The organism is Streptomyces sp. NPDC051172, from assembly GCF_040682555.1.
GTDB lineage: Bacteria > Actinomycetota > Actinomycetes > Streptomycetales > Streptomycetaceae > Streptomyces.
Window position 1 is genome coordinate 30,818 of the sequence record NZ_JBFBBE010000059.1, and the last position, 26,570, is coordinate 57,387.

Below are 26,570 nucleotides of genomic sequence, written 5' to 3' on the forward strand. Positions count from 1 at the left end.
TTGCTGGAGGTGTGCGCTGGATGCTGAGTGAACGACGGCTTCAGGTATTGCGCGCCATCGTCCAGGACTATGTCGGCACCGAGGAGCCGGTCGGGTCGAAGGCCCTGACCGAGCGGCACAACCTCGGCGTGTCTCCGGCGACGGTCCGCAACGACATGGCGGCCCTGGAGGACGAGGGTTTCATCGCCCAGCCGCACACCAGCGCGGGACGCATCCCCACCGACAAGGGCTACCGGCTGTTCGTCGACAAGCTCGCGGGCGTCAAGCCGATGTCCGCGCCCGAGAAGCGGGCGATCCAGAACTTCCTCGACGGCGCCGTGGACCTCGACGACGTGGTGGCGCGGACGGTTCGGCTGCTCGCGCAGCTCACCCGGCAGGTCGCCGTCGTGCAGTACCCGTCGCTGACCCGCTCGACCGTGCGGCACGTGGAGCTGCTCTCGCTCGCCCCCGCGCGCGTGATGCTCGTGCTGATCACCGACACCGGCCGGGTCGAGCAGCGCATGGTCGACTGCCCGGCGCCGTTCGGAGAGGCCTCGCTCGCGGATCTGCGGGCGCGGCTCAACAGCAAGGTCGCGGGCCGCCGCTTCGCCGACGTCCCGCGGCTCGTGGAAGACCTGCCCGAAGGCTTCGACGTCGAGGACCGGGGTACGGTCTCGACAGTGCTCTCCACACTTCTGGAGACACTGGTCGAGGAGAACGAGGAACGGCTGATGATCGGCGGCACCGCCAATCTGACCCGTTTCGGGCATGACTTCCCCCTCACCATCCGCCCCGTCCTGGAGGCGCTCGAGGAGCAGGTCGTGCTCCTCAAGTTGCTTGGCGAGGCGGGGGATTCGGGCATGACGGTGCGCATCGGGCACGAGAACGCCTATGAGGGACTCAACTCCACGTCCGTGGTGTCGGTCGGCTACGGTTCGGGCGGCGAGGCAGTCGCCAAGCTCGGCGTGGTCGGACCGACCCGCATGGATTACCCGGGAACGATGGGAGCGGTACGCGCAGTGGCACGGTACGTCGGACAGATCCTGGCGGAGTCGTAAGTGGCCACGGACTACTACGCCGTTCTCGGCGTGCGCCGCGACGCGTCGCAGGAAGAGATCAAGAAGGCCTTCCGGCGGCTCGCTCGCGAGCTGCACCCGGACGTGAACCCGGATCCGAAGACCCAGGAGCGGTTCAAGGAGATCAACGCCGCTTACGAGGTGCTCTCCGACCCGCAGAAGAAGCAGGTCTACGACCTCGGCGGCGACCCGCTCTCGCAGGCGGGCGGCGGAGGCGCGGGCGGCTTCGGGGCCGGTGGCTTCGGGAACTTCTCGGACATCATGGACGCGTTCTTCGGTACGGCGTCGCAGCGCGGCCCGCGCTCGCGCACCCGCCGCGGCCAGGACGCGATGATCCGGCTGGAGATCGAGCTCGACGAGGCGGCCTTCGGCACCACGAAGGACATCCAGGTCGACACGGCGATCGTCTGCTCCACCTGTAACGGTGAGGGCGCGGCGCCGGGCACCTCCGCCCAGACGTGTGACATGTGCCGCGGTCGCGGTGAGGTGTCTCAGGTGACGCGGTCCTTCCTGGGCCAGGTCATGACCTCGCGGCCGTGTCCCCAGTGCCAGGGCTTCGGCACCGTGGTCCCGACGCCGTGCCCGGAGTGCGCGGGCGACGGCCGGGTCCGGTCCCGCCGTACCCTCACGGTCAAGATCCCGGCCGGTGTCGACAACGGCACCCGCATCCAGCTCGCGGGCGAGGGCGAGGTCGGCCCCGGCGGTGGTCCCGCCGGTGACCTGTACGTCGAGATCCACGAGCTGCCGCACGCGCAGTTCCAGCGCCGGGGAGACGACCTGCACTGCACGGTCACCCTCCCGATGACCGCGGCCGCCCTCGGCACCAAGGTCCCGCTGGAGACGCTGGACGGCCTGGAGGAGGTCGACATTCGGCCCGGCACCCAGTCCGGCCAGTCGATCCCGCTGCACGGCCGGGGCGTCACGCATCTGCGCGGCGGCGGTCGCGGGGACCTCATCGTGCATGTCGAGGTCCAGACCCCGAACAAGCTGGATCCCGAGCAGGAGCGGCTCCTGCGGGAGCTGGCGAAGCTGCGGGGTGAGGAGCGGCCGACGGGGCAGTTCCAGCCGGGGCAGCAGGGCCTGTTCTCCCGTCTGAAGGACGCGTTCAACGGCCGCTGACCGTGGTGCTGGAGACTCTGCCCCCAGACCCCCGTTTCCGGCCTGAACGGCCTCGTCCTCGGGCGCCGGACAGGCTGGAATGGGCCCGATTCGGACTTGTTCGGAGGACGTGACAACATGCCGTCATGTCCTCCGCGCTGACCGATCTCTTCCCTCATCCGATCGTGCAGGCCCCCATGGCGGGCGGTGTCTCCGTGCCGCATCTGGCCGCCGCTGTGTGCGAGGCCGGCGGGCTCGGGTTTCTCGCCGCCGGGTACAAGACGGCCGACGGCATGTACCAGGAGATCAAGCAGCTCCGGGGGATCACGAACCGTCCCTTCGGCGTGAACCTCTTCATGCCGCAGCCCGAGTACGCCGACCCCGGTGCCGTGGAGATCTACGCCCACCAGTTGGCCGGCGAGGCCGGTTGGTACGAGACCGAGCTCGGCGATCCGGACAGCGGCCGGGACGACGCCTACGACTCCAAGGTCGCCGTGCTGCTCGACAACCCCGTGCCGGTGGTCTCTTTCCACTTCGGGGTGCCGAGCCGCGAGGTCCTCGACTCCCTCCGCCGGGCCGGCACCCTCACGCTGGTCACGGCGACCACCCCCGAGGAGGCCCTCGCCGTGCAGCTGGCCGGCGCCGACGCGGTGATCGTGCAGGGAGTGGAGGCCGGCGGCCACCAGGGCACCCACCGGGACAACCCGGAGGCGGACGGCACCGGTATCGGGCTGCTCTCGCTCGTCGCCCAGGTCCGCGAGACCGTGAGCATCCCGATCGTCGCCGCCGGCGGCATCATGCGCGGCGGGCAGATCGCCGCGGTGCTGGCGGCGGGCGCGAGCGCGGCCCAGCTCGGCACGGCATTCCTCGCCACCCCGGAGTCCGGTGCGAACGCCGTCCACAAGCAGGCCCTCACCAACCCGCTGTTCGTGCGCACGGAGCTGACCCGGGCGTTCTCCGGCCGCCCGGCCCGCGGCCTGGTCAACCGCTTCCTGCGCGAGCACGGCCCGTACGCACCGGCCGCCTACCCGGAGGTCCACCACCTCACCTCGCCGCTGCGCAAGAAGGCCGCCGCATCCGGCGACGCGCAGGGCATGGCGCTGTGGGCGGGGCAGGGGCACCGCATGGCGCGCGAGCTCCCGGCCGGGCAGCTGGTGGAGGTCCTCGCCGCCGAGATCGACGTGGCCAGGACAGCGTTGTCGGGCAAGGGGGACCTGCGATGACCGCGCCGGTGTTCGTCGTCGAGTCGCTGGCGGGCGTGGGGCCCGGCTCGATCGTCGAACTGGACGGCCCCGAGGGACGGCACGCGGTGTCCGTACGGCGGCTGCAGCCCGGCGAGGACGTGGTGCTGACGGACGGTCTGGGCCGCGGCGCCGCCGGTGCGGTCGTGCGGACGGAGGGCAAGGACCGGCTGTTCGTAGAGCCCGTCGAGTTCCCGGTCGAGCCCGAGCCCAGCCCCCGTATCACCGTCGTCCAGGCCCTTCCCAAGGGGGACCGTGGCGAGCTGGCCGTCGAGACGATGACCGAGACCGGCGTCGACGCGATCGTGCCCTGGTCGGCGGCCCGCTGCATCACCCAGTGGAAGGGCGAGCGGGGACTGAAGGCCCTCGCCAAGTGGCGGGCCACCGCCCGCGAGGCCGGCAAGCAGTCCCGCCGGCTGCGCTTCCCGGAGGTCGCGGACGCGGCGACGACCAAGCAGGTTGCCGCACTTCTCGCCAAAGCCGACTTCGCGGCCGTACTGCACGAGGACCGCGACTACGGCAGCGAGCCGCTGGCGACCGCCGAGCTTCCCGCCTCGGGCGAGATCGTGCTGGTCGTGGGCCCCGAAGGGGGCGTCTCCGAGCAGGAGTTGGCGCTCTTCGAGGAGGCGGGTGCGAAGGCGTACCGGCTCGGGCGTAGCGTGCTGCGTACATCGACCGCCGGCACCGCGGCGACCGCCCTGCTCCTGGGCCGCACCGGCCGCTGGTCCTGAACGATCACGGGGGAACACCATGGAACTCGCCCAAGTCCGCCTCCTCGTCAGCGACTTCGCCGCCTGCTACCGCTTCTACGCCGAGGTCCTCGGCCTGAAGCCGCAGTCCGGGGCGACCACGGGCCCGTACGAGAAGTTCAGCCCGGCCACCGGCTCGGCGGGCATCGCCCTCCAGGACCGTTCGATGATGGCCGAGGTCCTGGACGAACTGGGCGACACGGCAACCGGCCACCGCTCCCTGGTGGTGCTGCGCGTCGACGACCTCGACACCTACTGCGAGGAGATCGCCACCCGGGGCGCCGTCCTTGTGCACGGCCCGGCCCCCATGACGGACCGCATGCGGGTGGCCCATCTCAAGGACCCCGAGGGGAACCTGGTGGAGTTGCAGGAGTGGCTGCTGCTGCGCGGCTGAACCGGCAGGGCGCGCGGGCGCTTTCGTGACCGTATGCGCTCTACCGCCGGACGGCACTCGGTGGCAGGCTGCCCTCCATGGGGGCATTGAGGCGGATTTGGCGGCGGCCGCGGGGACGGCGGGCGGCGGCCGCGGTGGGACTTGCCGTCCTGGGCGTCGGCGGAGCCGTGGCCTGTGATCCGGGCGGGCTGAACTCGGCGGCCGTGGCGTACACGACCGACCAGACCGCGACCAGGGAGCTGAAGCGGCAGCACGTCGACGTGCAGTGGCTCAGCTGCACCGCCAACTACGGCAACAACAAGGTCTCCACGCGGACGGCGCCCTCGGCGAGCGAGACCACCGTCGCCAACGTCGACTGCCAGGGGCAGACCAAGGACCGACGGGACATCACCGTCACCGGCAGGGTCACCCGCGCCGTCGACGGCGCCTGCGTGCGCGGCGACCTCACCGCCAAGGTGGGCGGCAAACAGTGGTTCCATGTGACGGGGCTCGGCAACTGCAACGCGACACCGTCGCCCATCGTCAACAACCCCTCCAACGGGAACGGCGGTCAGCCCGGCGCCACCGTCACCGTGACGGTCACCAGGACCATCTGGTGCAAGGGCGATCCGAAGTGCTGGCCCGTCGAGGGCAAGTGATCGAAAGCTCTGGCTGCCGGTACCGCTCCTGCCTAAGGTGATCGGGTGACTCAGCCGCCATCTGCTGCCACCTCCGCGTACCTCCGATTCCCGCATGTGCATGGGGAGTTGGTGGCGTTCACCGCCGAGGACGACGTCTGGCTGGCACCCCTCGACGGCGGCTGGGCGTGGCGGGTCAGCGCCGACAACGTGCCGGTGACGCAGCCGCGCATCTCGCCCGACGGCATGACCGTCGCGTGGACCTCCACCCGCGACGGCGCACCCGAGGTACATGTCGCGCCGGTGGGCGGCGGGCGTGCCAGACGCCTTACGCACTGGGGCAGTTGGGGCAGCCGGGTGGGCGGCTGGACCCCGGACGGACGGGTCCTGGTGATCAGCGCCCAGGGCCAGGCGACCCTGCGCCGCACCTGGGCGCACGCCGTCCCGCTCGACGGCGGACCTGCCACCACCCTGCCCTACGGGCCGGTGGGCGCCGTGGCCCACGGACCCCACGTGGTGCTCCTGTCCGCGCCCATGGGACGCGAGGCGGCCTGGTGGAAGCGGTATCGAGGCGGCACCGCGGGCAAGCTGTGGATCGACCGCGCGAGCGACGGGGACTTCGTACGGCTGCACGAGGAGTTGGACGGGAACATCGAGCATCCGGTGTGGGTGGGGGAGCGGATCGCGTTCCTGTCCGACCACGAGGGCACCGGCGCGCTGTACTCCTCCCTCGCCGACGGATCCGATCTGCGCCGGCACACGCCTCTCGACGGCTTCTACGCCCGGCAAGCCGCCGGCGACGGCACCCGCGTCGCCTACTGCGCCGGCGGTGAGCTGTGGCTGCTCGACGACCTCGACGGCGCCGAACCGCGCCGCCTGGACATCAGGCTCGGCGGGCCGCGCACCGACCTGCAGCCGCGCCCGCTCAACGTCGCCAGATGGTTCGGGGACGCGAGCCCCGACCACACCGGCCGCGGCAGCGCGGTCGGAGTGCGCGGTGCCGTCCACTGGGTCACCCATCGGTCCGGTCCGGCCCGCGCGCTCGCCGCCGAACCGGGCATACGGGCCCGGTTGCCGCGCTCCTTCCGCGTCGAGGGCGAGGAGTGGGCGGTGTGGGTGACGGACGCCGAGGGCGAGGACGCCCTGGAGTTCGCGCCCGCCACCGGCCTGGTGCCCGGCAGCACCCCGCGCCGGCTCGCCGCCGGCCTGCTGGGGCGGGTCCTGGGCCTGGCCATGGCACCCGACGGCAGCAAGGCCGCGGTCGCCGCGCACGACGGACGTGTCCTGCTCGTCGAGCGGGAGACGGGCGAGGTGCGCGAGGTCGACCGCAGCGCGGACGGCGATGTGTCCGGGCTGGTGTTCTCGCCCGACTCGGCCTGGCTCGTCTGGTCGCACCCCGGTCCGCGGCCGCTGCGCCACCTGAAGCTCGCCAACACGGCCGACCTGTCGGTGACCGAGGCGACGCCCCTGCGCTTCCGGGACTACGCGCCGGCGTTCACCCTCGACGGCAAGTACCTCGCCTTCCTCTCCACCCGCTCCTTCGACCCCGTCTACGACGAGCACGTCTTCGATCTGGCCTTCATCGCAGGCGCCCGTCCGCACCTGATCACGCTCGCCGCCACGACTCCCTCGCCGTTCGGCCCGCAGCGCCACGGCCGCCCCTTCGAGACCCCGGACAAGGACGAGACCCCGGACAGCGAGGGCGCCTCGGCCACCCGCATCGACCTCGAAGGGCTCGCCGACCGCATCGTGCCCTTTCCGGTCGAGGCGGCCCGCTACACCACCCTGCGCGCGGCGAAGGACGGTGTGCTGTGGCTGCGTCATCCGGTGCAGGGCACCCTCGGGACTTCCAGGGCCACACCTGACGCCTCGGACCCCGGCAGCGACCTGGAGCGGTACGACCTCACCCAGCGGCGCCTCGAACACCTCGCCGCCGACACCGACCACTTCGCGGTCAGCGGTGACGGCAAGCGGGTCCTGCTGTGGACCGACGGCAGACTGAAGGTCGTCCCCAGCGACCGGCGCGCCCCGAACGACGACGGCGACTCGAACATCACGGTCGACCTGTCCCGGGTACGGCAGATCCTCGACCCGGCGGCCGAGTGGCGGCAGATGTACGAGGAGAACGGCCGCCTCATGCGGGACAACTTCTGGCGCCCGGACATGGGGGGTGTCGACTGGGCCGCCGCCCTCGACCGCTACCGCCCGTTGCTGGAGGGCGTGGCCACCCACGACGACCTGATGGACCTGCTGTGGGAGGTCCACGGCGAACTGGGCACCTCGCACTCCTACGTCGTCGGGCACGTCGGCCGGGTCGGCGGCGGGGTCAGACAGGGCCTGCTCGGGGCGGACATCTCCCGGCACGAGGACGGCAGTTGGCGCATCGACCGGATCCTGCCCTCGGAGACCTCCGACCCCGACGCCCGCTCCCCGCTGGCCGCACCGGGTGTCGCGGTGCGTGCGGGAGACGCGATCGTCGCGATCGGCGGGCAGCCGGTCGACCCGGTGACCGGCCCCGGCCCGCTGCTCGTCGGCACGGCGGGCAAACCGATCGAGCTGACCGTCTCGCCGTCCGGCGGCGGCGAACTGCGCCACCCGGTCGTCGTGCCCGTGGCCGACGAGGAACCCCTGCGCTACCACGCCTGGGTCGCCGGCCGGCGTGCCTACGTCCACGAGCGGTCCGAGGGCCGCCTGGGCTATCTCCATGTGCCCGACATGCAGGCGCCCGGCTGGGCGCAGATCCACCGCGACCTGCGGGTGGAGGTGGCCCGGGAAGGCCTCGTCGTGGACGTGCGCGAGAACCGGGGCGGGCACACCTCGCAGCTGGTCGTCGAGAAGCTGGCACGGCGGATCGTCGGCTGGGACCGGCCGCGCGGCCTGCGGCCGTCCAGCTACCCGGAGGACGCGCCACGCGGTCCCGTCGTCGCGCTCGTCAACGAGTTCACCGGCTCCGACGGTGACATCATCGGCGCCGCCATCAAAGCCCTCGGTATCGGCCCGCTGATCGGCACCCGCACCTGGGGCGGTGTCATAGGCATCGACAGCCGCTACCGGCTCGTCGACGAAACGCTGACCACCCAGCCCAAGTACGCCTTCTGGCTGGAGGGTTACGGCTGGGACGTCGAGAACCGTGGTGTGGACCCGGACGTGGAAGTGGTCCAGCGGCCGCAGGACCACGCGGCGGGACGGGACGTCCAGCTGGACGAGGCGATCCGCATCGCACTGGCCGCCCTGGAGGAGACCCCCGCCAAGACACCCCCGACCCTGGACTGACGTCCCTGGATACGATGCCCCCGTACTCGATCAGTGTGATCGATCAACCGGCTTGAGGAGACCACATGGCAGGGGAGCCGCAGGACGACTGCCTGTTCTGCAAGATCGTCGCGGGGCATGTGCCGGCGACGATCGTCCGCGAGACGGAGACCACCGTCGCCTTCCGGGACATCAACCCCCAGGCGCCCACCCATGTCCTGGTGATCCCGAAGGCGCACTACAAGAACGCGGCCGAGCTCGCCGCCGCCGAACCGGTGCTCGCCGCGGACGTCCTGCGCGAGGCCCAGTCGGTCGCAGACGAGGAAAAGCTGGAGAGCTACCGCGTCGTCTTCAACACGGGCGTCGGCGCCGGCCAGACCGTCTGGCACGCCCATGCGCACGTACTCGGTGGCCGCGGCCTGCAGTGGCCCCCCGGATAACCGACCGTGTCCGTACGTGAACTGGTGGTCCTCGGCACCGCCAGCCAGGTCCCCACCCGGCACCGCAACCACAACGGCTATCTGCTGCGCTGGGACGGCGAGGGCATCCTCTTCGACCCCGGCGAGGGCACCCAGCGCCAGATGCTGCGTGCCGGGGCCGCCGCGCACGACCTCAACCGGATCTGCGTCACCCACTTCCACGGCGACCACTGTCTGGGCCTCGCGGGCGTCATCCAGCGCATCAACCTCGACAGGGTCCCGCACGAGATCACCGCGCACTACCCGCGCTCCGGTCAGCGCTTCTTCAACCGCCTGCGCTACGCCACCGCCTACCGAGAGACGGTCGACCTCACCGAGGCCCCGATCGACACGGACGGAACCCTGGCCGTCACGCCCTCGTACACCCTCGAAGCGCGCAGGCTCTCGCACCCGGTCGAGTCCTACGGCTACCGGCTGACCGAACCCGACGGACGCCGGATGCTCCCCGAGCGTCTCGCCGCGCACGGCATCAAGGGCCCGGACGTCGGTCGTATCCAGCGCGAGGGCGTCGTCGACGGCGTGGCCCTGGAGGACGTCAGCGAGGTGCGCCGCGGCCAGCGGTTCGCGTTCGTCATGGACACCCGCCTGTGCGACGGGGTGTACGCGCTCGCCGAGGGCTGCGACATGCTCGTCATCGAGTCGACGTTCCTCGACGAGGACACCGATCTCGCGGTCGAGCACGGCCACCTGACCGCGGGCCAGGCGGCGGCGGTGGCACGGGACGCGGGCGTACGGCACCTCGTGCTCACGCACTTCAGCCAGCGCTACACCGAACCTGAGGGCACCTCCCGGACGGAGTCTGGGGGAGAGTTCGAGCGGCAGACGCGGGCCGCCGGCTTCGAGGGTGAACTGACGGTCGCGCACGATCTTCTACGAGTGCCGGTCCCGAAACGCCGGTAAGGCACCCGTACGATGCTTTGATGCCCCTCCCCAAAGCTGAACTGCACCTGCACATCGAAGGCACCCTGGAGCCGGAGCTCGCCTTCGAGTTGGCCGCCCGCAACGGCGTCGAGCTGCCGTACGCCGACGAGGACGAACTCCGCAAGGCCTATGACTTCGAGGACCTCCAGTCCTTCCTGAACCTGTACTACGAGCTCATGGCCGTCCTGCGCACCGAGCGGGACTTCGAGGACCTCGCGAACGCCTACCTCGCCCGCGCCGCCGCGCAGGGCGTGCGGCACGCGGAGATCTTCTTCGACCCGCAGGCGCACATCTCGCGGGGCGTGGGCATGGGCACGGTCGTGGAGGGGCTGTGGCGGGCGCTGCAGCACAGCGAGTCGGTGCACGGCGTCTCCACCCGGTTGATCCTGTGCTTCCTGCGGGACGAGTCCGCCGCGTCGGCACTGCAGACCCTGGAGGCCGCGAAGCCGTACCTGGACCGGATCACCGGTGTCGGCCTCGACTCCGCCGAGGTCGGGCACCCGCCGGTGAAGTTCCGCGAGGTGTACGAGGCCGCCGCCGCGCTGGGGCTGCGGCGGGTGGCGCACGCCGGGGAGGAGGGCCCGCCGGAGTACATCACCGAGGCCCTGGACGTGCTCGGCGTGGAGCGCGTCGACCACGGGCTGCGGTGCATGGAATCCCCCGAGCTGGTCGAGCGGCTGGTCCGCGACCGCATCCCGCTGACCCTGTGCCCCCTCTCCAACGTCCGCCTGCGCACGGTCGACACCCTCGCCGAGCACCCGCTGCCCGCGATGCTCGACGCAGGCCTGCTCTGCACGGTCAACTCCGACGACCCCGCCTACTTCGGCGGCTATGTCGGCGACAACTTCGACGCGGTGCGTTCGGCGCTCGGCCTGACCGAGGAACGGTTGCGTGAACTGGCCCGCAACTCGTTCCTCGCGTCCTTCCTGGAGGACGACGAGGAGCGGCGGGCTCGGTATCTGTCCGAGGTGGAGGCGTACGAGTTCTAGGCGGCGGTGGTGAAGTCCGGTGCGGGGGTTGTCCTGGGCGCTGCCGGGGGCTGCGCCCCCAGGCGGGCTGAAAGAGTCGCGACCGCGGTCAGCGGCACCGTGATCACCAGCAGCCCCACCGCCAGGACCGCTCCCATCACCGGGAACCCCGCCTGCGCAGCCAGCACGCTGCCGGTCAGTGGGCCCGCCGCCGTTCCCAGGGAGGACGCGGAGCCGACGAGGACCGCCCAGCGGCCGCGTGGGTCCAGGGAGGCCGCGAGGCCGATCACGTACGACAGGACGACCGGGTAGAGCACGTTCCAGGCGATCTCACCGCTCGCGAAGGTCGTCAGGTCGGTCGCGGACGCGCTGAGCACGATGCAGCCGGAGATCAGCGCCGTTCCCGCCCCGATGGGCAGCGCCCGGCCGAACCGCGGACCGACCGCCCCCGCGCCGACGACCCCCAGCAGCCCCGCGCCGAGCGCCACCGCGAAGACGGCGCCGACAGTGGCCTCCGCGAGGTGCGCCTGGGCGAGGCCGATGCGGCCGCTGACACCCCACAGCGCGTTCTGCGCGAGCGACCAGCAGAACATGACGAGGGCGAGGACCAGACCGGAACGCGGCCGGGGCAGGCGGGTGCCGCCGAGGGGGCTGTGCGCGACCGCCGTACGGACCGGGAGCCGGCCGGTGAGCGGCCAGACGGCGAGCGCGGTGAGCGCGATCGCGGCGAGGGGTTGTCCGTGGCCCGCTCCGAGGAGGGGGATCGCCAGATACAGGGCGCCCGCGAGTGCGGAGACACCGAGCAGGCCCAGTGTGGTCGTCCGGTGCGGGTCCGGCTGGGCGGCGATCCCGGTGGCGGCGACCGTCGTCGCCGTACCGGAGCCGAAACCCCCGACGAGCGCGCCCGCGACGACCGCCGGGACGAAGTGGGTGAGCGCGGCGCCGCCGTAGCCGACGATCGCGAGCACGAGACCGATGCGGGCCAGGGTGCGTGGGCCGATCCGGTCGACGCGGGAGGCGAGCAGGAAGCCGGCCGCGGCCGAACTCAGCAGCAGCGCACTGCCGATGGCACCCGCCTCGGTCGCGGAGAGCGGAAGCCCCGAGTCGAGCCGTCCGACGGTCGTCGGCAGCAGATACGGAGCGAGGTACCCGGCCGTGAAAAGGGCGACGAGGGGCCAGGGGGTGGTGCGAGGCGCGAACACGGGCGTTCCCAGGGCATGCGAAAGAAGCGGCTCAAGAAGGGGGTGGGCGACGACCGTCGACGGACAGGAACGCGCGGAGAATTTGTATCAAGCACGCGGTTCGGGAAAGAAGCGAGGGGGGTGTGATGTGGCGCACGTTGTGTTTGGTGTGAGAGAGGCCGGGTAGGCGAGCGCGCCAAATGGGCTGGTCGGGCGGCTCAACGCCAGTGCGCCGAGCCTCCCGCACCCGGTGCCGTCGCCTCGATCTTCAGGCGGATCTCCCGCATCACCGCCACGATCCGCTCCTCGTGCTCCGGCGTCAGCCGGGCCACCGGCACCGAGCAGCTGATCGCGTCCTGCGCGGGGACGTCGTAGCGCAGCGCGAAGCCGAAACCGGCGATTCCGGCCACGCCCTCCTCGCGGTCGACCGAGTATCCGCGGGTGCGGACGCGCGCGAGATCCGCCGACAGTGACTCCCGACCGGTGTGCGTGTTCGGGGTGAGCGCCTGGTACGGCCCCTCGGGCAGCTCCTCGTCGTCCCGCTCGGCCAGCAGCGCCTTGCCGAGCGCGCCCGCGTGCGCGGGCAGCCTGCGGCCGACGCGGCTGATGGTCCGCAGATACTCGTGCGACTCCCGCGTCGCCAGATACGCCACGTCCCGCCCGTCGAGCCGGCCCATGTGGATGGTCTCGCCGAGCGCCTCGGACGCCTCGTCGAGATACGGCCGTACGACGCGCACCCGTGGGTCGGAGTCGAGGTAGCCGGTGCCGGTGAGCAGGGCGTGGATGCCGATGCCGTACAGCGAACCGGTGACGTCCGTACGCACCCAGCCCCGGCTGATCAGGGTCTGCAGCAGCGCGTACATCGAGCTGCGCGGGACGCCCAGCTCGTCCGCCAGCTCCTGCAGCCGTGCCGGACGGTCGCCGCGGGCGGCGAGCAGCTCCAGCAGTTCGACCGTCCGGGCGGCGGACTTCACCTCGCGCACGCCACCACCTGTGTCCGACATGGAGCGATGTTAGTCGGCCCGTGCCGGACCGGACCGTTGACTGCTGCTGTTCGCATACCTAGGCTCTGTCTCCATATATGTATGAAATCTACATGGGGAGACATTGTGAGCGGTGAGGCGGAGACGGTTGCGCGACGGCTGCACGACGGGATGGCGGCAGGAGTGCTCTCCTTCCCGCTGACGTCCTTCCACGACGACGGCTCGCTCGACCCGGAGGGCTTCCGCGCCCACGTAGCCGCGCAGATCGCCACCGGCCCGGGCGCCGCCACGCGGCGGAGCCGCATGTCGGATGCAGCCCCGCCTGCGGCACCGGCGAGTTCTTCTCGCTGGACGAGGACGAGTATCGGCAGGTCGTGACCATCGCCGTCGAGGAGGCGGGCGGGCGACTGCCCGTGGTCGCCGGGACCGGGTACGGCTGGGCCCAGGCCGCCCGGTTCGCCCGTATCGCCGAGCAGGCCGGCGCCGACGCGCTGCTCGTCCTGCCGCACTACCTGGTCGCCGCCCCGCAGGAAGGCCTCGTCGCACAGCTGGAGCAGATCGCCGCCCGCACCCGGCTGCCGCTCATCGCCTACCAGCGCGGCCAGGTCGCCTACACGACAGCTTCCCTGAGGCGCATCGCGGCCGTCCCGAACGTCATCGGCCTCAAGGACGGCCGCAGCGACCTCGACCGCCTCCAGCGCCTGACCCTCGCCGCGCCCGAGGGCTTCCTCTTCTTCAACGGCGCGTCCACCGCCGAGATCCAGGCCCGTGCCTACGCCGCCGTCGGCGTCCCCGCCTACTCCTCCGCCGTGCACGCCTTCGCCCCCGAGATCGCGAACGCCTTCTTCGCGGCCCTGCGCGATGGTGACGCCGGTGACAACAAAGTCACAGAGCGGCTGCTGCGCGACTTCTACGTCCCGCTGGTCGAGCTCCGCGACCGCGTACCGGGATACGCCGTGTCGCTGGTCAAGGCGGCGGCCCGGCTGCGCGGCCGCCCCGTCGGCCCCGTCCGCGCCCCGCTCACCGACCCCTCGGCCGGCGACCTCGCCGACCTCGAAGCCCTGCTCGCCACCGGACTCGACCTCGTAGGAGCCGCGCTGTGAACCTCACCATCACCGACGTACGGCTGACGCCGATCCTGGTCGCCGACCCGCCCCTCCTCAACACGCAGGGCGTCCACCAGCCGTACACCCCGCGGCTGATCGTGGAGGTGGTGACGGCCGACGGGACCACGGGTGTCGGCGAGACCTACGGCGACACCAAGTACCTGGAGCTCGCCCGGCCCTTCGCCGAGAAGCTGAAAGGCCGTCAAGTCAGTGATCTGAACGGCCTGTTCGTGATCGCGGACGAGGTCTCCGTGGACTCCGCGCGGGTCCGGAACCAGGTCGACGTCGGCGGGCTGCGCGGTGTCCAGACCGCCGACAAGCTGCGGCTGTCCGTGGTCTCCGGCTTCGAGGTCGCCTGTCTCGACGCCCTCGGCAAGGCGCTCGGCCTGCCCGTGCACGCGCTGCTCGGCGGCAAGGTGCGCGACGCGGTCGAGTACAGCGCCTACCTGTTCTACAAGTGGGCCGACCACCCGGAGGGCGTGGCCTGCGAGAAGGACGACTGGGGTGCCGCCCTCGACCCGGCCGGGGTGGTGGAGCAGGCCCGGCTGTTCAAGGAGCGGTACGGGTTCACCTCGTTCAAGCTCAAGGGCGGTGTCTTCCCGCCGGACGAGGAGATCGCCGCCGTACGGGCTCTCGCGGAGGCGTTTCCCGGCCACCCGCTGCGGCTTGACCCCAACGGTGCCTGGTCGGTGGAGACTTCGCTGAAGGTGGCGGAGGAACTCGGGGACGTCCTCGAATACCTGGAGGACCCGGCGCTCGGCACCCCCGCCATGGCCGAGGTCTCCGCCGCCACCGGGGTGCCGCTCGCCACCAACATGTGCGTGACGACCTTCGCCGAGATCAAGGAGGCGTTCACACGGGACGCCGTCCAGGTGGTGCTGTCGGACCACCACTACTGGGGCGGGCTGCGCAACACGCAGCAACTGGCTGCCGTCTGCCGTACGTTCGGAGTCGGGGTGTCCATGCACTCCAACACCCATCTGGGGATCAGTCTGGCCGCGATGACGCATGTCGCGGCCACCGTGCCGAATCTGCGCCATGCCTGCGACTCGCACTATCCGTGGCAGTCGGAGGACGTGCTCGGCGCGCGGCTGACGTTCGACGGTGGGAAGGTCGCCGTCTCCGACGCGCCCGGGCTCGGTGTGGAGCTCGACCGTGCCAAGCTGCAGTTCCTGCACCAGCGGTGGCTGGACGACGACGGCTCGCTGCGCGAGCGGGACGACGCGGCTGCCATGCGGGTCGCGGAGCCGGGGTGGGTGACGCCCGCGGTGCCTCGCTGGTAGCGCCCCCGGACCCCCCTTTCGGCCTGACGGCCTCGTCCTCAAACGCCGGACGGGCTGAAAGACGCTGACCGGTGGGGTGGTGCACACTGGCCTGATCCGCACCATGTCAGGGAGTGCACCGTGAGCGCGTCCAACGGGAAGGGACCAGCACCCATCACAGCGGGACCGGAGTGCCAGGCACAGGTCGACCCGCTGGCCGTACTGCGCGTGCCGGACGATCCCCCCTGGGACGTGTATCTCACCGGTCCCGTCTTCCTCGACATCATCTTCACCGGGCTCGACTCCGCCCCGGTGCGCGGCACCGAGTCCTGGGCACGCGGGATGGGGTCGAGCCCCGGTGGCGTCGCCAACATGGCCACCGCACTGGCCCGCCTGGGTCTGAGGACCTCCCTCGCGGCGGCCTTCGGCGACGACCACTACGGGGAGTACTGCTGGGACGCCCTGGAGCAGGGCGAGGGCATCGACCTCTCCACCTCGCGCAAGATCCCCGGCTGGCACTCCTCGGTCACCGTGTCCATGGCGTACGAGGGCGAGCGCACGATGGTCTCCCACGGCCACGAGCCACCCCCCGAGACCGTGTTCAACCTGGGGGGCGCCCCCGACCGCGCGCCCCGCGCGCGTGCCGCCGTCGCCTCCCTCACCCCGGGCAGGCGCGCCCCCTGGATCGCCCAGGCCGCGCACCACGGCACCCGTATCTTCGCCGACGTCGGCTGGGACGAGACCGGCGCCTGGGACCTGGCGGGCCTGACCGACCTCGAACACTGCGAGGCCTTCCTGCCGAACGCGGAGGAGGCCATGCGGTACACCGGCGCGACCTCCCCGCGCGCCGCCGCACACGCCCTCACCGAGCACGTTCCGCTCGCGGTGGTCACCCTCGGTGCGGAGGGCGCGTACGCCGTCGACCGGTGTACCGGAGAGACGGCCGAGGTGCCCGCGATCGCCGTGGAGGCCCTGGACCCGACCGGCGCGGGCGACGTGTTCGTCGCGGGCTTCGTCACCGGCACGCTGGCGGACTGGCCCCTGGCCGACCGGCTGGCCTTCGCGGGGCTGACGGCCGCGCTGTCCGTCCAGGAGTTCGGGGGCTCGTTGTCGGCACCGGGATGGTCGGAGATCGCGGCCTGGTGGCGGAGGGTGCAGTCGGTGGAGGGGCAGGACCCGGCGGCGCTGCGGCGGTATGCGTTCCTGGAGCGCCTGATCCCCCAGGGGGAGGCCGCGAGACCGTGGCCGCGGCGCAGGGCCGTGCCGACGATCGGGTTCAGGTCGGCCTGAGCACCGCAAGCACTGTGAAACGGCGCCTGCCAAAAAGACCTACGGCGTTGTCAGTCCCCCGGCGTACCCTTGAAACCGCCAAGGCAGCCCTAGTGGCTGGCGTGCCGTTTCGAGGAGGACGAGCAAGGCCTACAGAGCCGGCCCATGACTCAGACACCCACAGCTCACACCCCCGCGCAGGGGCAGGCGAGAGCAGAGTTCACCGTCCCCGCCCAACACCCCATGGTGACCGTTCTGGGGTCCGGCGACTCCCTTCTGCGCGTGATCGAGAAGGCCTTCCCGGCGGCCGACATACATGTCCGGGGCAATGAGATCAGCGCGGTCGGCGACCCCGCGGAAGTCGCTCTGATCCAGCGCCTGTTCGACGAGATGATGCTGGTGCTCCGCACCGGGCAACCGATGACGGAGGACGCAGTGGAACGCTCGATCGCCATGCTCAGAGCGAGTGAGAACGGGGAGAGCGAAGGCCAGGAGACCCCGGCCGAGGTCCTCACCCAGAACATCCTCTCCTCGCGCGGCCGCACGATCCGCCCCAAGACCCTCAACCAGAAGCGGTACGTCGACGCGATCGACAAGCACACGATCGTCTTCGGCATCGGCCCCGCCGGCACCGGCAAGACGTACCTGGCCATGGCCAAGGCGGTGCAGGCCCTGCAGTCCAAGCAGGTCAACCGCATCATCCTGACCCGGCCCGCGGTCGAGGCGGGCGAGCGGCTGGGCTTCCTGCCCGGCACGCTCTACGAGAAGATCGACCCGTATCTGCGCCCGCTGTACGACGCGCTGCACGACATGCTCGACCCGGACTCGATCCCCAGGCTGATGGCCGCGGGCACGATCGAGGTCGCGCCGCTCGCCTACATGCGAGGCCGCACGTTGAACGACGCCTTCATCATCCTGGACGAGGCCCAGAACACCTCGCCCGAGCAGATGAAGATGTTCCTCACCCGCCTCGGCTTCGACTCGAAGATCGTGATCACCGGTGACGTGACGCAGGTCGACCTGCCGACCGGCACCAAGTCGGGCCTGCGTCAGGTGCAGGAGATCCTCGAGGGCCTGGACGACGTCCACTTCTCGCGCCTCACGTCCCACGATGTCGTACGGCACAAGCTCGTCGGCCGTATCGTCGACGCGTACGAGAAGTACGACAGCAAGCACGGCACCGAGAACGGCACCCACAAGGGCGGCCGGGGCAGGCAGTCCGGGCACAAGGGGAAGTAGACCGAGCAGCACCATGTCGATCGACGTCAACAACGAGTCCGGAACCGAGGTCGACGAGCAGGCGATCCTCGACATCGCCCGCTACGCACTCGCGCGGATGCGCATCCACCCGCTCTCCGAGCTCTCGGTGATCGTCGTGGACGCCGACGCCATGGAGCAGTTGCACATCCAGTGGATGGACCTGCCGGGGCCGACGGACGTCATGTCCTTCCCGATGGACGAGCTGCGGCCGCCGTCGAAGGACGACGACGAGCCCCCGCAGGGCCTCCTCGGCGACATCGTGCTCTGCCCGGAGGTCGCCAAGAAGCAGGGCGAGGAAGCGCCCACCCAGCACTCCATGGACGAGGAGCTCCAGCTCCTCACCGTCCACGGGGTGCTGCATCTCCTCGGGTACGACCACGAGGAGCCCGACGAGAAGGCCGAGATGTTCGGTCTGCAGGCGGCCATCGTGGACGGCTGGCGCGCGGAGAAGGGCCTGACCGGTCCGTCCCCGGCCCCGACCGTCTCATGAGTCCCCAGATCGTCGCGGGCGCGATCGCCCTGGTCGTCGTCGCCTGGCTCGCCGCCTGTGCGGAGGCGGGCCTCGCGCGCGTCTCCAGCTTCCGCGCCGAGGAGGCCGTACGCTCCGGCCGGCGCGGCAGCGCGAAGCTCGCCCAGGTCGCCGCCGACCCGACCCGCTATCTCAACGTGGCGCTGCTGGTCCGCGTCGCCTGCGAGATGGCGGCCGCGGCCCTGGTGACGTACGCCTGCCTCCAGCAGTTCTCCGGCACCACCCGCGCCCTGCTGGCCGCGATCGGCGTGATGGTCCTGGTGTCGTACGTCGCCGTCGGTGTCTCGCCGCGCACCATCGGCCGGCAGCATCCGCTGAACACGGCGACGGCCGCGGCGTACGTGCTGCTGCCGCTCGCGCGGATCATGGGGCCGATCCCGTCCCTGCTCATCCTCATCGGCAATGCGCTGACCCCCGGCAAGGGCTTCCGCCGCGGCCCGTTCGCCTCCGAGGCGGAGCTGCGGGCGCTGGTCGACCTCGCCGAGGCGGAGTCGCTGATCGAGGACGAGGAGCGCCGCATGGTGCACTCGGTCTTCGAGCTGGGCGACACCCTCGTGAGGGAGGTCATGGTCCCGCGGACCGACCTGGTCGTCATCGAGCGCTACAAGACGATCCGCCAGGCCCTGACCCTCGCGCTGCGCTCGGGTTTCTCGCGCATCCCGGTCACCGGGGAGAGCGAGGACGACATCGTCGGCATCGTGTATCTGAAGGACCTGGCCCGCAAGACGCACATCAGCCGGGACGCCGAGAGCGAGCTGGTGTCGACGGCCATGCGGCCCGCCGCCTTCGTGCCCGACACCAAGAACGCCGGCGATCTGCTGCGCGAGATGCAGCAGGACCGCAACCATGTCGCCGTCGTCATCGACGAGTACGGCGGCACGGCCGGCATCGTCACCATCGAGGACATCCTCGAGGAGATCGTCGGCGAGATCACCGACGAGTACGACCGTGAGCTGCCGCCGGTCGAGGACCTCGGCGAGGACCGCTACCGGGTCACCGCCCGCCTCGACATCACCGACCTCGGCGAGCTGTACGGGCTCGACGAGTACGACGACGAGGACGTGGAGACCGTCGGCGGACTGCTCGCGAAGGCGCTGGGCCGGGTGCCCATCGCCGGGGCGTCGGCGATCGTGGAGGTGCCCGACGGGCGCGAGCTCCGGCTGACCGCGGAGGCCGCCGCCGGCCGCCGGAACAAGATCGTGACGGTGCTCGTGGAGCCCGTGGATCCGGCGGACCCGTCCAAGGAGGAGGCGAAAGAGGAGTGAAGCCCGAGGAACTGCGCGGCTTCTGCCTGTCCTTCAACGCGGCGGTGGAGGACTTCCCCTTCGCCCCGGACATCTCGGTCTTCAAGGTGCTGGGCAAGATGTTCGCCCTGAGCTGGCTGGACGCCCGCCCCCTCACGGTCAACCTCAAGTGCGACCCGGAGGACGCGATCCGGCTGCGCAGCGAGTACGAGGGCCTGATCATCCCCGGCTACCACATGAACAAGCGCCACTGGAACACCGTCACGGTCGACGGCGCCCTCCCCGACCGGCTCGTCCGTGAGCTCATCGAGGACTCCTACGACCTGGTGGTGGCCGGACTGCCGCGTGCCGAGCGGCTCCGCCTGGACCGGCCCTGAGCGCGCTGCACCCCATGGCCGGATAGGGCCGGTGCCGCTACGTATGCTCGGCTCATGACCGACAGCAACGCGCTTGACCCCGAGGACCGCAAGATCGTCACCCTGGCCCGTTCCGCACGGGCCCGCAACGGTGTGCCCGAGGGGGCTGCCGTACGGGACGAGACGGGCCGTACGTATGTCGCCGGGACCGTCGACCTGGCCTCGTTGAAGCTGAGTGCGCTGCAGACGGCGGTGGCCATGGCGGTGGCGTCCGGGGCGAAGTCCCTGGAGGCGGCGGCCGTGGTGACGGACGTCGAGTCGGCTTCGGCTCAGGACCTGGCCGCCGTACGGGATCTGGGCGGGGCGGACACACCGGTGCTCGTGGCCGGGCCCGACGGAACGGTACGGACCACGGTCACCGCAGGCTGAAAACCGGCCGCTTCAGAGCCGTCCGGAATTCACCCTTGCCGTTCCTTCACCTCACGGGCATCAATGGAGCCGGTAGTTCCGACGGACCGTCAGATTCACTCCACCCCCCACCCCCCACCCGGCGCCCCGCACCGCGCCTGCCGGCTGTCCGTCCGGACCTCTCCCATCCATCCCCACATGGCAGTTCCCAGCTTCGGGAAGGGAGCCGGATCCCCATGAGAGCCAAACGGATAACCACAGGTGCGGCAGTGGCGGTGGGTGCCCTCGCGGCCGCCTCGCTCGCGTTCGCGCCCAGCGCCCTCGCCGTCACCCCGCAGTCGGCGACGATCACCGCCGACTGCGGAAGCTTCGGCGGCGGACAGGCCACGCTCACGGCCACCCAGGACGGCACGGCGGCCACCGTCACCGTCACGTCCGCCATCACCGCGCCGATCGCCCTGTCCCAGGACTCGATCTCCTCCACGCTCACCCTGGTCGACGCGAGCGGCGGCACCACCGCCTTCACCGGCACCAAGAACCCGGCGATGGCCACCGGCGACCCCGTCACCGTCGGCCCGCTCTCCGGCACCGTCGCCTCCGGCGACAGCCTGGAGGCCTACGGCGGCTCGCTGCAGATGACCGTCTTCGGCATCACCATCACCTGCACCGCGACCGGCCCGCAGTCGCCGGGACCGTTCGTGTTCGACTGAGTCACCACCGATGGCCCGTCAGTTCCCGGCAGAAGCACGGGAACTGACGGGCCATCGGTTCATTTCGACTTCTCCATTGACTTCTCACTCATTCCCCACATCAATGCCCCCAGTGAGCGCAGCAGAGAAGGGGGCACTCCCATGGGTTCGACAACCCGAAGACGCCGTTGGGCGTCGCTGCTCGGCGGGACCGCGCTCGCGGTCACCGCGGGTGGCGCACTGGCCTGTCCGGCCGGTGCCGCCACCAACGTGGACTTCGCCACGCACTGCATCCCGCCCGCGGTCGCGGGCATCCCGCCGATCGACGGTACGACGACCGCGAGTATCGCGGTGGACAACCCCAGTCCGAAGGTCGGCGACACCGTCACCGTGACCTATACGGTCGTCAAGCCCGCCGCCAGCAACCCCACCGCCATCGCACTGCCGGCCGACATCATGACGCCGACGGGCAAGGTCACTCTCGGCGGTGCGCAGACGGGCGACGTGACGGTCGCCGGGCCCAAGAAGAACGATCCGGTGCCGGGCAACGGCGCCTTCCCGTCGTTCTCCATGACCGGCACCTTCAAGGTCACCGCGGCCGGTTCGATCACGCTCTCGCCCGGCGACTACAACATCCACACCAGCTACATACTCGAGCTGGACACCCCGTGCACGGTGACCAACCCGCCCGCCCCGGTCTCCGAGACCGCCACGGCGACGGACGCCACGCCGGTCAACAACCGTGCCATCTCGCTCGGTTCGGCCTCCGGGAACGCCGGTGCCGGTGTCATCGTCCACGGCAGCAACTTCACGCCGGGCGCGACCGTCACCCTCGCCGGGCGCTCCGGGGACACCCAGACCGCGGACAAGGCGACGGTCACCGCCTCCGCCGACGGCTCCTTCAGCGGCTCCCTCGTCGTCAACGACAAGACGACGACGGGGATCGTGGCGTACGAGGGAAGTGCGTGGAGCGCCGGCAAAGGGGCGGGTCCCGCGGCCTACGTCGTGAACGACACCACCCCGGTTCCCGCCGGCAGCCAGAAGGTCACCACCACGGTGAAGGCGGGCACGCTGTCCATGTCCCAGGCCGGGGACTCCGTCGCCCTGTCGGCGGTCGACTTCGGCAAGGGCGGTGCCTCCACCGGCGCCCTGAACGCCGTCACCGTGAAGGACTTCCGCGGCGGACCCGCGGGCTGGTCCCTCACCGGCAAGGTCACCGACTTCACCGGTCCGGGCGCCAAGATCGATGCCGGGAAGCTGAGCTGGACCCCTGCCTGCGCCACCAAGGCGGGCAGCCCGAGCACCTGCCAGGCCGGTTCCGCGGGCACGGTGGGCAGTTCGGGAGCGACCCTGGCGTCCACCCCCAACGGCACGCTGACCGGCGGCGAGTTCACGGCGAACGCGGGGCTCTCGCTGGACGTACCGGCGTTCACGCCCCCCGGCTCGTACTCGGGCGTGCTCACCCTGACGCTCAGCTGACCGTACGGGCGTCCGCACCCGCCCGTTCCGCTCGTCCCGCCGAAGTCCGTCGAAGTCCGTCGAAGTCCGTGGGGGTCCGCACCCATGCGCAAGCCGTACGTCCTCCTCCTGGGCCTCTTCCTGGCCCTCTTCGCCGCGCCTGCACCCGCCCACGCCGCCGACAACGGCAGCTGGTCCGTCTACCCGGCCGCCTCGAAAGTGGCCGCCCGCCCGTACTTCTACCTCTCCGCCGATCCCGGGACGACCATCGAGGACAAGGTGGTCGTGGCGAACAGGACCGGGCAGCCGCTGAGCTTCCGGCTGTACGCCGCCGACGCCTACAACACCCCCCGCGACGGCGGTTTCGCCGTCAGGACGGTGCGGGAGAAGCAGCGGGGCGTCGGCGCCTGGGCGAAGCCCGCGAAGTCACGCGTGACCGTCCCCGCACACGGCGAGGTCACCGTCCCCTTCACGCTGCACGTGCCCGAGGGCGCCGAACCGGGCGACCACCCGGGTGCGCTCGTGGCTCTCGACGAACAGATCGACAAGGGCGACGGCTCCCTCGCACTCGGTGTGCAGCGGGCGGTCGCCGCCCGCGTCTACCTGCGCGTCGGCGGCCCGGCCCTCCCCGCGATCGCCGTGGAGAACGTCCACGTCGTCCACCACCAGCCGCTCGTCCCCGGCCTCGGCGACAGCACGGCGACGATCTCGTACACCCTGCACAACACCGGAAACGTCACCCTCGTACCGAAGGTGGAACTGCGCGCGGAGGGCCTGTTCGGCCGTACGCTCCTGGCCCGCAACCTGTCCCGCATCCCCTCCGAACTGCTGCCCGGACAGCGCGTCCACCTCACCGAGCCATGGCGCGGCGCGCCCCAGATGGACTGGGGAGACATCACGTTGACGGCCAGCGCCCAGGACACCCGGGAGTCGGCGAGCGCGTCTTTCTTCGCGCTGCCGTGGGCGGCGGCGCTGGTGCTGTCGGCGGCGCTGGTGGTGGGGGTCGCGCTGGGGATCAGGGCACGCAGGGCAAGGGGCGTCCGTGGTCGTGGCGCGGCGCTCGAAGCGGTCGCCGCCGCGGCGCGGGGCGTGCGACGGGAGCGGGCCGCGGCGAGGAGGTGAGCTCCGTCACGCGGCCCGGGGGACAAGGGGTTTCAGAGCGCGTCCGGGCCGCGCTCTCCCGTCCGTACCCGTACGACCGTCTCGACCGGCAGCGCCCACACCTTCCCGTCTCCGATCTTCCCCGTCTGTGCGGCCTTGACGATCGCGTCGATCACGGCGTCCGACTCGGCGTCCCCGACGACGACCTCGATACGGACCTTGGGGACGAGGTCGACCTGGTACTCGGCGCCGCGGTACACCTCGGTGTGGCCGCGCTGCCGGCCGTACCCGCTCGCCTCGGTCACGGTCAGACCGTGCACGCCCAGCTCCTGGAGGGCCGTCTTCACCTCGTCGAGGCGGTAGGGCTTGACGATCGCGGTGATGAGCTTCATGCCTGGCTCTTTACCTTCTGCGTGGCGGAGGGGACGGAGGACGAGACCGGGGCGCCGTGACCCAGGACGCCGTGATCGTATGCGGTCTCGGCGTGCACCGTAAGGTCCAGGCCCCGGTGCTCCTGGTCCTCGCTCGCCCGGAAGCCCATCGCCTTGTCGATCAGCTTGCCGACGCCGTACGTCACGAGGAAGGCGTACGCGGCCACGACGACCACGGCCACCAGTTGCTTGCCGAGCTGGCCGAGCCCGCCGCCGTAGAGGAGGCCCTCGGTGCCGCCTGTCATGGCCTTCTCGGCGAAGACGCCGATGAGGAGGGTGCCGATGATGCCGCCGACCAGGTGGACGCCGACGACGTCGAGCGAGTCGTCGTAGTTGAGCTTGAACTTCCAGCTCACGGCGTACGAGCAGACGACGCCGGCGGCCAGGCCGACGACCAGGGCGCCGAGCAGGGAGACCGAGCCGCAGGACGGGGTGATGGCGACCAGACCGGCGACGGCACCGGACGCGGCGCCCAGTGTCGTCGGATGCCCGTCGCGCTTCTGCTCGACGAAGAGCCAGCCGAGCAGGCCGGTGCAGCCGGCGGCGAGGGTGTTGAGGAAAGCGGCGGCAGCGAGACCGTTCGCGCCGAGGGCCGAGCCCGCGTTGAAGCCGAACCAGCCGAACCAGAGCAGGCCCGCGCCCAGCATCACCATGGGCAGGTTGTGCGGACGCATCGCGTCCTTCTTGAAGCCCAGCCGGGGGCCGAGGACGAGGCACAGGGCCAGACCGGAGGCCCCGGAGGTGATTTCCACCGGGAGTCCGCCCGCGAAGTCGAGAGCGCCGAGGCGGTGCGCGATCCAGCCGCCGGGGCCCCACACCCAGTGCGTGACGGGAACGTATACGAGCAGCGCCCAGACCGGGACGAAGACCAGCCAGGCCGCGAATTTCACGCGGTCCGCGACGGCGCCGCTGATGAGCGCGGCGGTGATGATCGCGAAGGTGAGCTGGAAGGTGGCGAAGAGCAGGGTGGGCACGGTGCCCTGCACGCTGCCGGGGCCGAGGCCCGCCATCCCGGCGTGCCTCAGGCCGCCGATGAGCCCGCCGCCGATGTCGTCCCCGAAGGCCAGCGAGTAGCCGGCGGCCAGCCACACCACCGTGACCAGGGCGATCGAAACGAAGCTCATCATCAGCATGTTGAGGACGCTCTTCGTGCGGACCATGCCGCCGTAGAAGAGGGCGAGGCCCGGGGTCATCAGCAGGACGAGGGCGGTGGCGGCGAGCAGCCAGGCGGTGTCGCCGGTGTCCGCGTGCGCTGCGGCGAGGGTCGTCACGTCGTCTCCATCGAGGTGGGGGCTCGTCAGAGGGTCACCGGCATGCGTTTCCAGCTCTGCACAGGCATGTTTCCGTGATGTTTCGTTGCGTGGAGGTTTCCTGAATCTCACAGGGTGAGCGGTGGTCGCTCTGTTGTGCGGCGGGGCTCTGTGGATCAGGGAGAATGGGCGCCATGAGCGTTCGCAGCCAGTCATCCAAGCCGTCTGAATCGTCGGAGGCTCCCCACCGCGCCGGCTTCGCCTGCTTCGTGGGCCGCCCCAACGCGGGCAAGTCCACCCTTACGAACGCTCTGGTCGGCCAGAAGGTGGCCATCACCGCCGACCAGCCGCAGACGACGCGGCACACGGTACGGGGGATCGTGCACCGGGAGGACGCCCAGCTGATCCTGGTCGACACCCCTGGCCTGCACAAGCCGCGCACGCTGCTGGGCGAGCGGCTGAACGACGTCGTGCGCACCACCTGGGCCGAGGTCGACGTGATCGGCTTCTGCCTGCCGGCGAACGAGAAGCTCGGCCCCGGTGACCGCTTCATCGCGAAGGAACTGGCGTCGATCAAGAAGACGCCGAAGATCGCGATCGTCACGAAGACCGACCTCGTGGACAGCAAGACCCTTGCGGAGCAGCTCATCGCCATCGACCAGCTCGGCAAGGAGCTCGGGTTCGAGTGGGCGGAGATCGTGCCCGTGTCGGCGGTCGCCGACAAGCAGGTGGACCTGCTGGCCGACCTGATCGTCCCGCTCCTGCCGGAGGGGCCTGCGCTGTACCCCGAGGGTGATCTCACCGACGAGCCCGAGCAGGTCATGATCGCGGAGCTGATCCGGGAGGCCGCCCTGGAGGGTGTGCGCGACGAGCTGCCGCACTCCATCGCGGTGGTGGTGGAGGAGATGCTTCCGCGCGAGGGCCGGCCCGCCGACAAGCCGCTGCTCGACATCCATGCGTTCGTGTACATCGAGCGGCCGAGCCAGAAGGGGATCATCATCGGGCCGAAGGGCCAGCGGCTGAAGCAGGTCGGCATCAAGAGCCGGAAGCAGATCGAGGCGCTGCTCGGTACTCCGGTGTTCCTGGACCTCCATGTGAAGGTCGCCAAGGACTGGCAGCGGGATCCTCGGCAGCTGCGCAAGCTGGGCTTCTGAGCCTTTTCCTCGCCCCCGCCGCCCCTACCCGTCCCGTACCGGGGGCCAGTCCCCGGCCCCCCTCCTCAAACGCCGGAGGGGCTGAATCGGCCTCAGCCAACTCAGCCCGTCCGGC

Annotated in this window: 25 protein-coding genes and 1 pseudogene; 22 read left to right on the forward strand and 4 right to left on the reverse strand. The window is 71.0% G+C overall.

All coding sequences use genetic code 11. The features are described 5' to 3' along the window. Positions 1-20: 20 nt before the first annotated feature. The 10 genes from hrcA (at position 21) to AB0N07_RS30270 (ending at position 10,795) form a co-directional block, all read left to right on the forward strand. Complete coding sequence (gene hrcA / locus AB0N07_RS30225; RefSeq protein ID WP_344402435.1) at positions 21-1,037, forward strand: heat-inducible transcriptional repressor HrcA; 1,017 nt, start codon at positions 21-23, stop codon at positions 1,035-1,037. Beyond that, on the forward strand, positions 1,038-2,174 hold the full coding sequence (dnaJ, locus tag AB0N07_RS30230) for a molecular chaperone DnaJ (protein ID WP_365840413.1): 1,137 nt from the start codon (positions 1,038-1,040) through the stop codon (positions 2,172-2,174). Between the two features lie 125 nt (positions 2,175-2,299). Continuing rightward, positions 2,300-3,376, forward strand: a complete 1,077-nt coding sequence (locus tag AB0N07_RS30235; RefSeq protein WP_365840415.1) for a nitronate monooxygenase — start codon at positions 2,300-2,302, stop codon at positions 3,374-3,376. After that, positions 3,373-4,125, forward strand: coding sequence for a 16S rRNA (uracil(1498)-N(3))-methyltransferase (locus AB0N07_RS30240; protein ID WP_365840417.1), 753 nt, complete (start codon positions 3,373-3,375; stop codon positions 4,123-4,125). Before AB0N07_RS30235 ends, AB0N07_RS30240 begins: the two co-directional genes overlap by 4 nt. Before the next feature lie 19 nt (positions 4,126-4,144). Beyond that, positions 4,145-4,537: a VOC family protein gene (locus tag AB0N07_RS30245; protein WP_365840419.1), complete on the forward strand. Its 393-nt coding sequence runs from the start codon at positions 4,145-4,147 to the stop codon at positions 4,535-4,537. Between the two features lie 77 nt (positions 4,538-4,614). Then, on the forward strand, positions 4,615-5,175 hold the full coding sequence (locus AB0N07_RS30250; protein WP_365840421.1) for a hypothetical protein: 561 nt from the start codon (positions 4,615-4,617) through the stop codon (positions 5,173-5,175). Between the two features lie 45 nt (positions 5,176-5,220). After that, positions 5,221-8,427 (forward strand): PDZ domain-containing protein, encoded by a 3,207-nt coding sequence (locus AB0N07_RS30255; protein ID WP_365840423.1) that lies wholly within the window; start codon positions 5,221-5,223, stop codon positions 8,425-8,427. A gap of 65 nt (positions 8,428-8,492) precedes the next feature. Further along, the gene (locus AB0N07_RS30260; RefSeq protein ID WP_365840425.1) at positions 8,493-8,846 is read left to right on the forward strand and encodes a histidine triad nucleotide-binding protein; all 354 of its coding nucleotides are present in this window, start codon (positions 8,493-8,495) and stop codon (positions 8,844-8,846) included. A 6-nt stretch (positions 8,847-8,852) separates the two neighbouring features. After that, entirely contained in the window at positions 8,853-9,785 is a 933-nt protein-coding gene (locus tag AB0N07_RS30265; RefSeq protein ID WP_365840427.1) for a ribonuclease Z, read from the forward strand. A gap of 20 nt (positions 9,786-9,805) precedes the next feature. Further along, the gene (locus AB0N07_RS30270) at positions 9,806-10,795 is read left to right on the forward strand and encodes an adenosine deaminase (RefSeq protein ID WP_365840429.1); all 990 of its coding nucleotides are present in this window, start codon (positions 9,806-9,808) and stop codon (positions 10,793-10,795) included. Here the strand turns inward: AB0N07_RS30270 and AB0N07_RS30275 are convergent. Together AB0N07_RS30275 and AB0N07_RS30280 are read right to left on the reverse strand one after the other, a co-directional pair. After that, positions 10,792-11,976 carry an MFS transporter gene (locus tag AB0N07_RS30275; RefSeq protein ID WP_365840431.1) on the reverse strand — a complete coding sequence of 395 codons (1,185 nt, stop codon included), beginning with the start codon at positions 11,974-11,976 and terminating at the stop codon, positions 10,792-10,794. The genes AB0N07_RS30270 and AB0N07_RS30275 overlap by 4 nt on opposite strands. Positions 11,977-12,173: 197 nt before the next feature. Beyond that, on the reverse strand, positions 12,174-12,959 hold the full coding sequence (locus AB0N07_RS30280; protein WP_365840433.1) for an IclR family transcriptional regulator: 786 nt from the start codon (positions 12,957-12,959) through the stop codon (positions 12,174-12,176). An 81-nt stretch (positions 12,960-13,040) separates the two neighbouring features. Between AB0N07_RS30280 and AB0N07_RS30285 the strand changes: the two are divergent. The 11 genes and pseudogenes from AB0N07_RS30285 to AB0N07_RS30335 all read left to right on the forward strand — a co-directional run bounded on the left by AB0N07_RS30285 (position 13,041) and on the right by AB0N07_RS30335 (position 23,641). Further along, positions 13,041-14,041: pseudogene (locus tag AB0N07_RS30285) on the forward strand (5-dehydro-4-deoxyglucarate dehydratase). Continuing rightward, a complete protein-coding gene (locus tag AB0N07_RS30290; protein WP_365840435.1) occupies positions 14,038-15,327 on the forward strand; it encodes a glucarate dehydratase family protein in 1,290 nt (429 codons plus the stop codon). Before AB0N07_RS30285 ends, AB0N07_RS30290 begins: the two are co-directional and overlap by 4 nt. 120 nt (positions 15,328-15,447) lie before the next feature. Further along, positions 15,448-16,596, forward strand: coding sequence for a PfkB family carbohydrate kinase (locus AB0N07_RS30295; protein WP_365840437.1), 1,149 nt, complete (start codon positions 15,448-15,450; stop codon positions 16,594-16,596). A gap of 144 nt (positions 16,597-16,740) precedes the next feature. Then, complete coding sequence (locus tag AB0N07_RS30300) at positions 16,741-17,814, forward strand: PhoH family protein (RefSeq protein WP_365840439.1); 1,074 nt, start codon at positions 16,741-16,743, stop codon at positions 17,812-17,814. A gap of 13 nt (positions 17,815-17,827) precedes the next feature. Continuing rightward, positions 17,828-18,325: an rRNA maturation RNase YbeY gene (gene ybeY / locus AB0N07_RS30305; protein WP_142151884.1), complete on the forward strand. Its 498-nt coding sequence runs from the start codon at positions 17,828-17,830 to the stop codon at positions 18,323-18,325. Then, a complete protein-coding gene (locus AB0N07_RS30310) occupies positions 18,322-19,629 on the forward strand; it encodes a hemolysin family protein (protein WP_365840442.1) in 1,308 nt (435 codons plus the stop codon). Before ybeY ends, AB0N07_RS30310 begins: the two co-directional genes overlap by 4 nt. Then, positions 19,626-19,985, forward strand: a complete 360-nt coding sequence (locus AB0N07_RS30315) for an MmcQ/YjbR family DNA-binding protein (RefSeq protein ID WP_365840444.1) — start codon at positions 19,626-19,628, stop codon at positions 19,983-19,985. The genes AB0N07_RS30310 and AB0N07_RS30315 overlap by 4 nt, the downstream gene beginning before the upstream one ends. A gap of 54 nt (positions 19,986-20,039) precedes the next feature. Further along, positions 20,040-20,393, forward strand: a complete 354-nt coding sequence (locus AB0N07_RS30320) for a cytidine deaminase (protein WP_365840446.1) — start codon at positions 20,040-20,042, stop codon at positions 20,391-20,393. 215 nt (positions 20,394-20,608) lie between these two features. Then, on the forward strand, positions 20,609-21,082 hold the full coding sequence (locus AB0N07_RS30325) for a hypothetical protein (protein WP_365840448.1): 474 nt from the start codon (positions 20,609-20,611) through the stop codon (positions 21,080-21,082). A 141-nt stretch (positions 21,083-21,223) separates the two neighbouring features. Next, a complete protein-coding gene (locus tag AB0N07_RS30330; protein WP_365840450.1) occupies positions 21,224-22,540 on the forward strand; it encodes a beta-xylosidase in 1,317 nt (438 codons plus the stop codon). Positions 22,541-22,624: 84 nt separating this feature from the next. Next, positions 22,625-23,641, forward strand: coding sequence for a DUF916 domain-containing protein (locus AB0N07_RS30335; RefSeq protein WP_365840452.1), 1,017 nt, complete (start codon positions 22,625-22,627; stop codon positions 23,639-23,641). Positions 23,642-23,673: 32 nt separating this feature from the next. On the opposite strand, the gene AB0N07_RS30340 is transcribed toward AB0N07_RS30335, so the two are convergent. Both AB0N07_RS30340 and AB0N07_RS30345 read right to left on the reverse strand, forming a co-directional pair. Beyond that, positions 23,674-24,012, reverse strand: coding sequence for a P-II family nitrogen regulator (locus AB0N07_RS30340; RefSeq protein ID WP_365840454.1), 339 nt, complete (start codon positions 24,010-24,012; stop codon positions 23,674-23,676). After that, entirely contained in the window at positions 24,009-25,322 is a 1,314-nt protein-coding gene (locus AB0N07_RS30345; RefSeq protein ID WP_365840456.1) for an ammonium transporter, read from the reverse strand. Before AB0N07_RS30345 ends, AB0N07_RS30340 begins: the two co-directional genes overlap by 4 nt. A 173-nt stretch (positions 25,323-25,495) precedes the next feature. Here AB0N07_RS30345 and era point away from each other — a divergent pair, with 173 nt between their 5' ends. Beyond that, complete coding sequence (gene era, locus AB0N07_RS30350) at positions 25,496-26,455, forward strand: GTPase Era (RefSeq protein WP_037884815.1); 960 nt, start codon at positions 25,496-25,498, stop codon at positions 26,453-26,455. Positions 26,456-26,570: the final 115 nt, after the last annotated feature.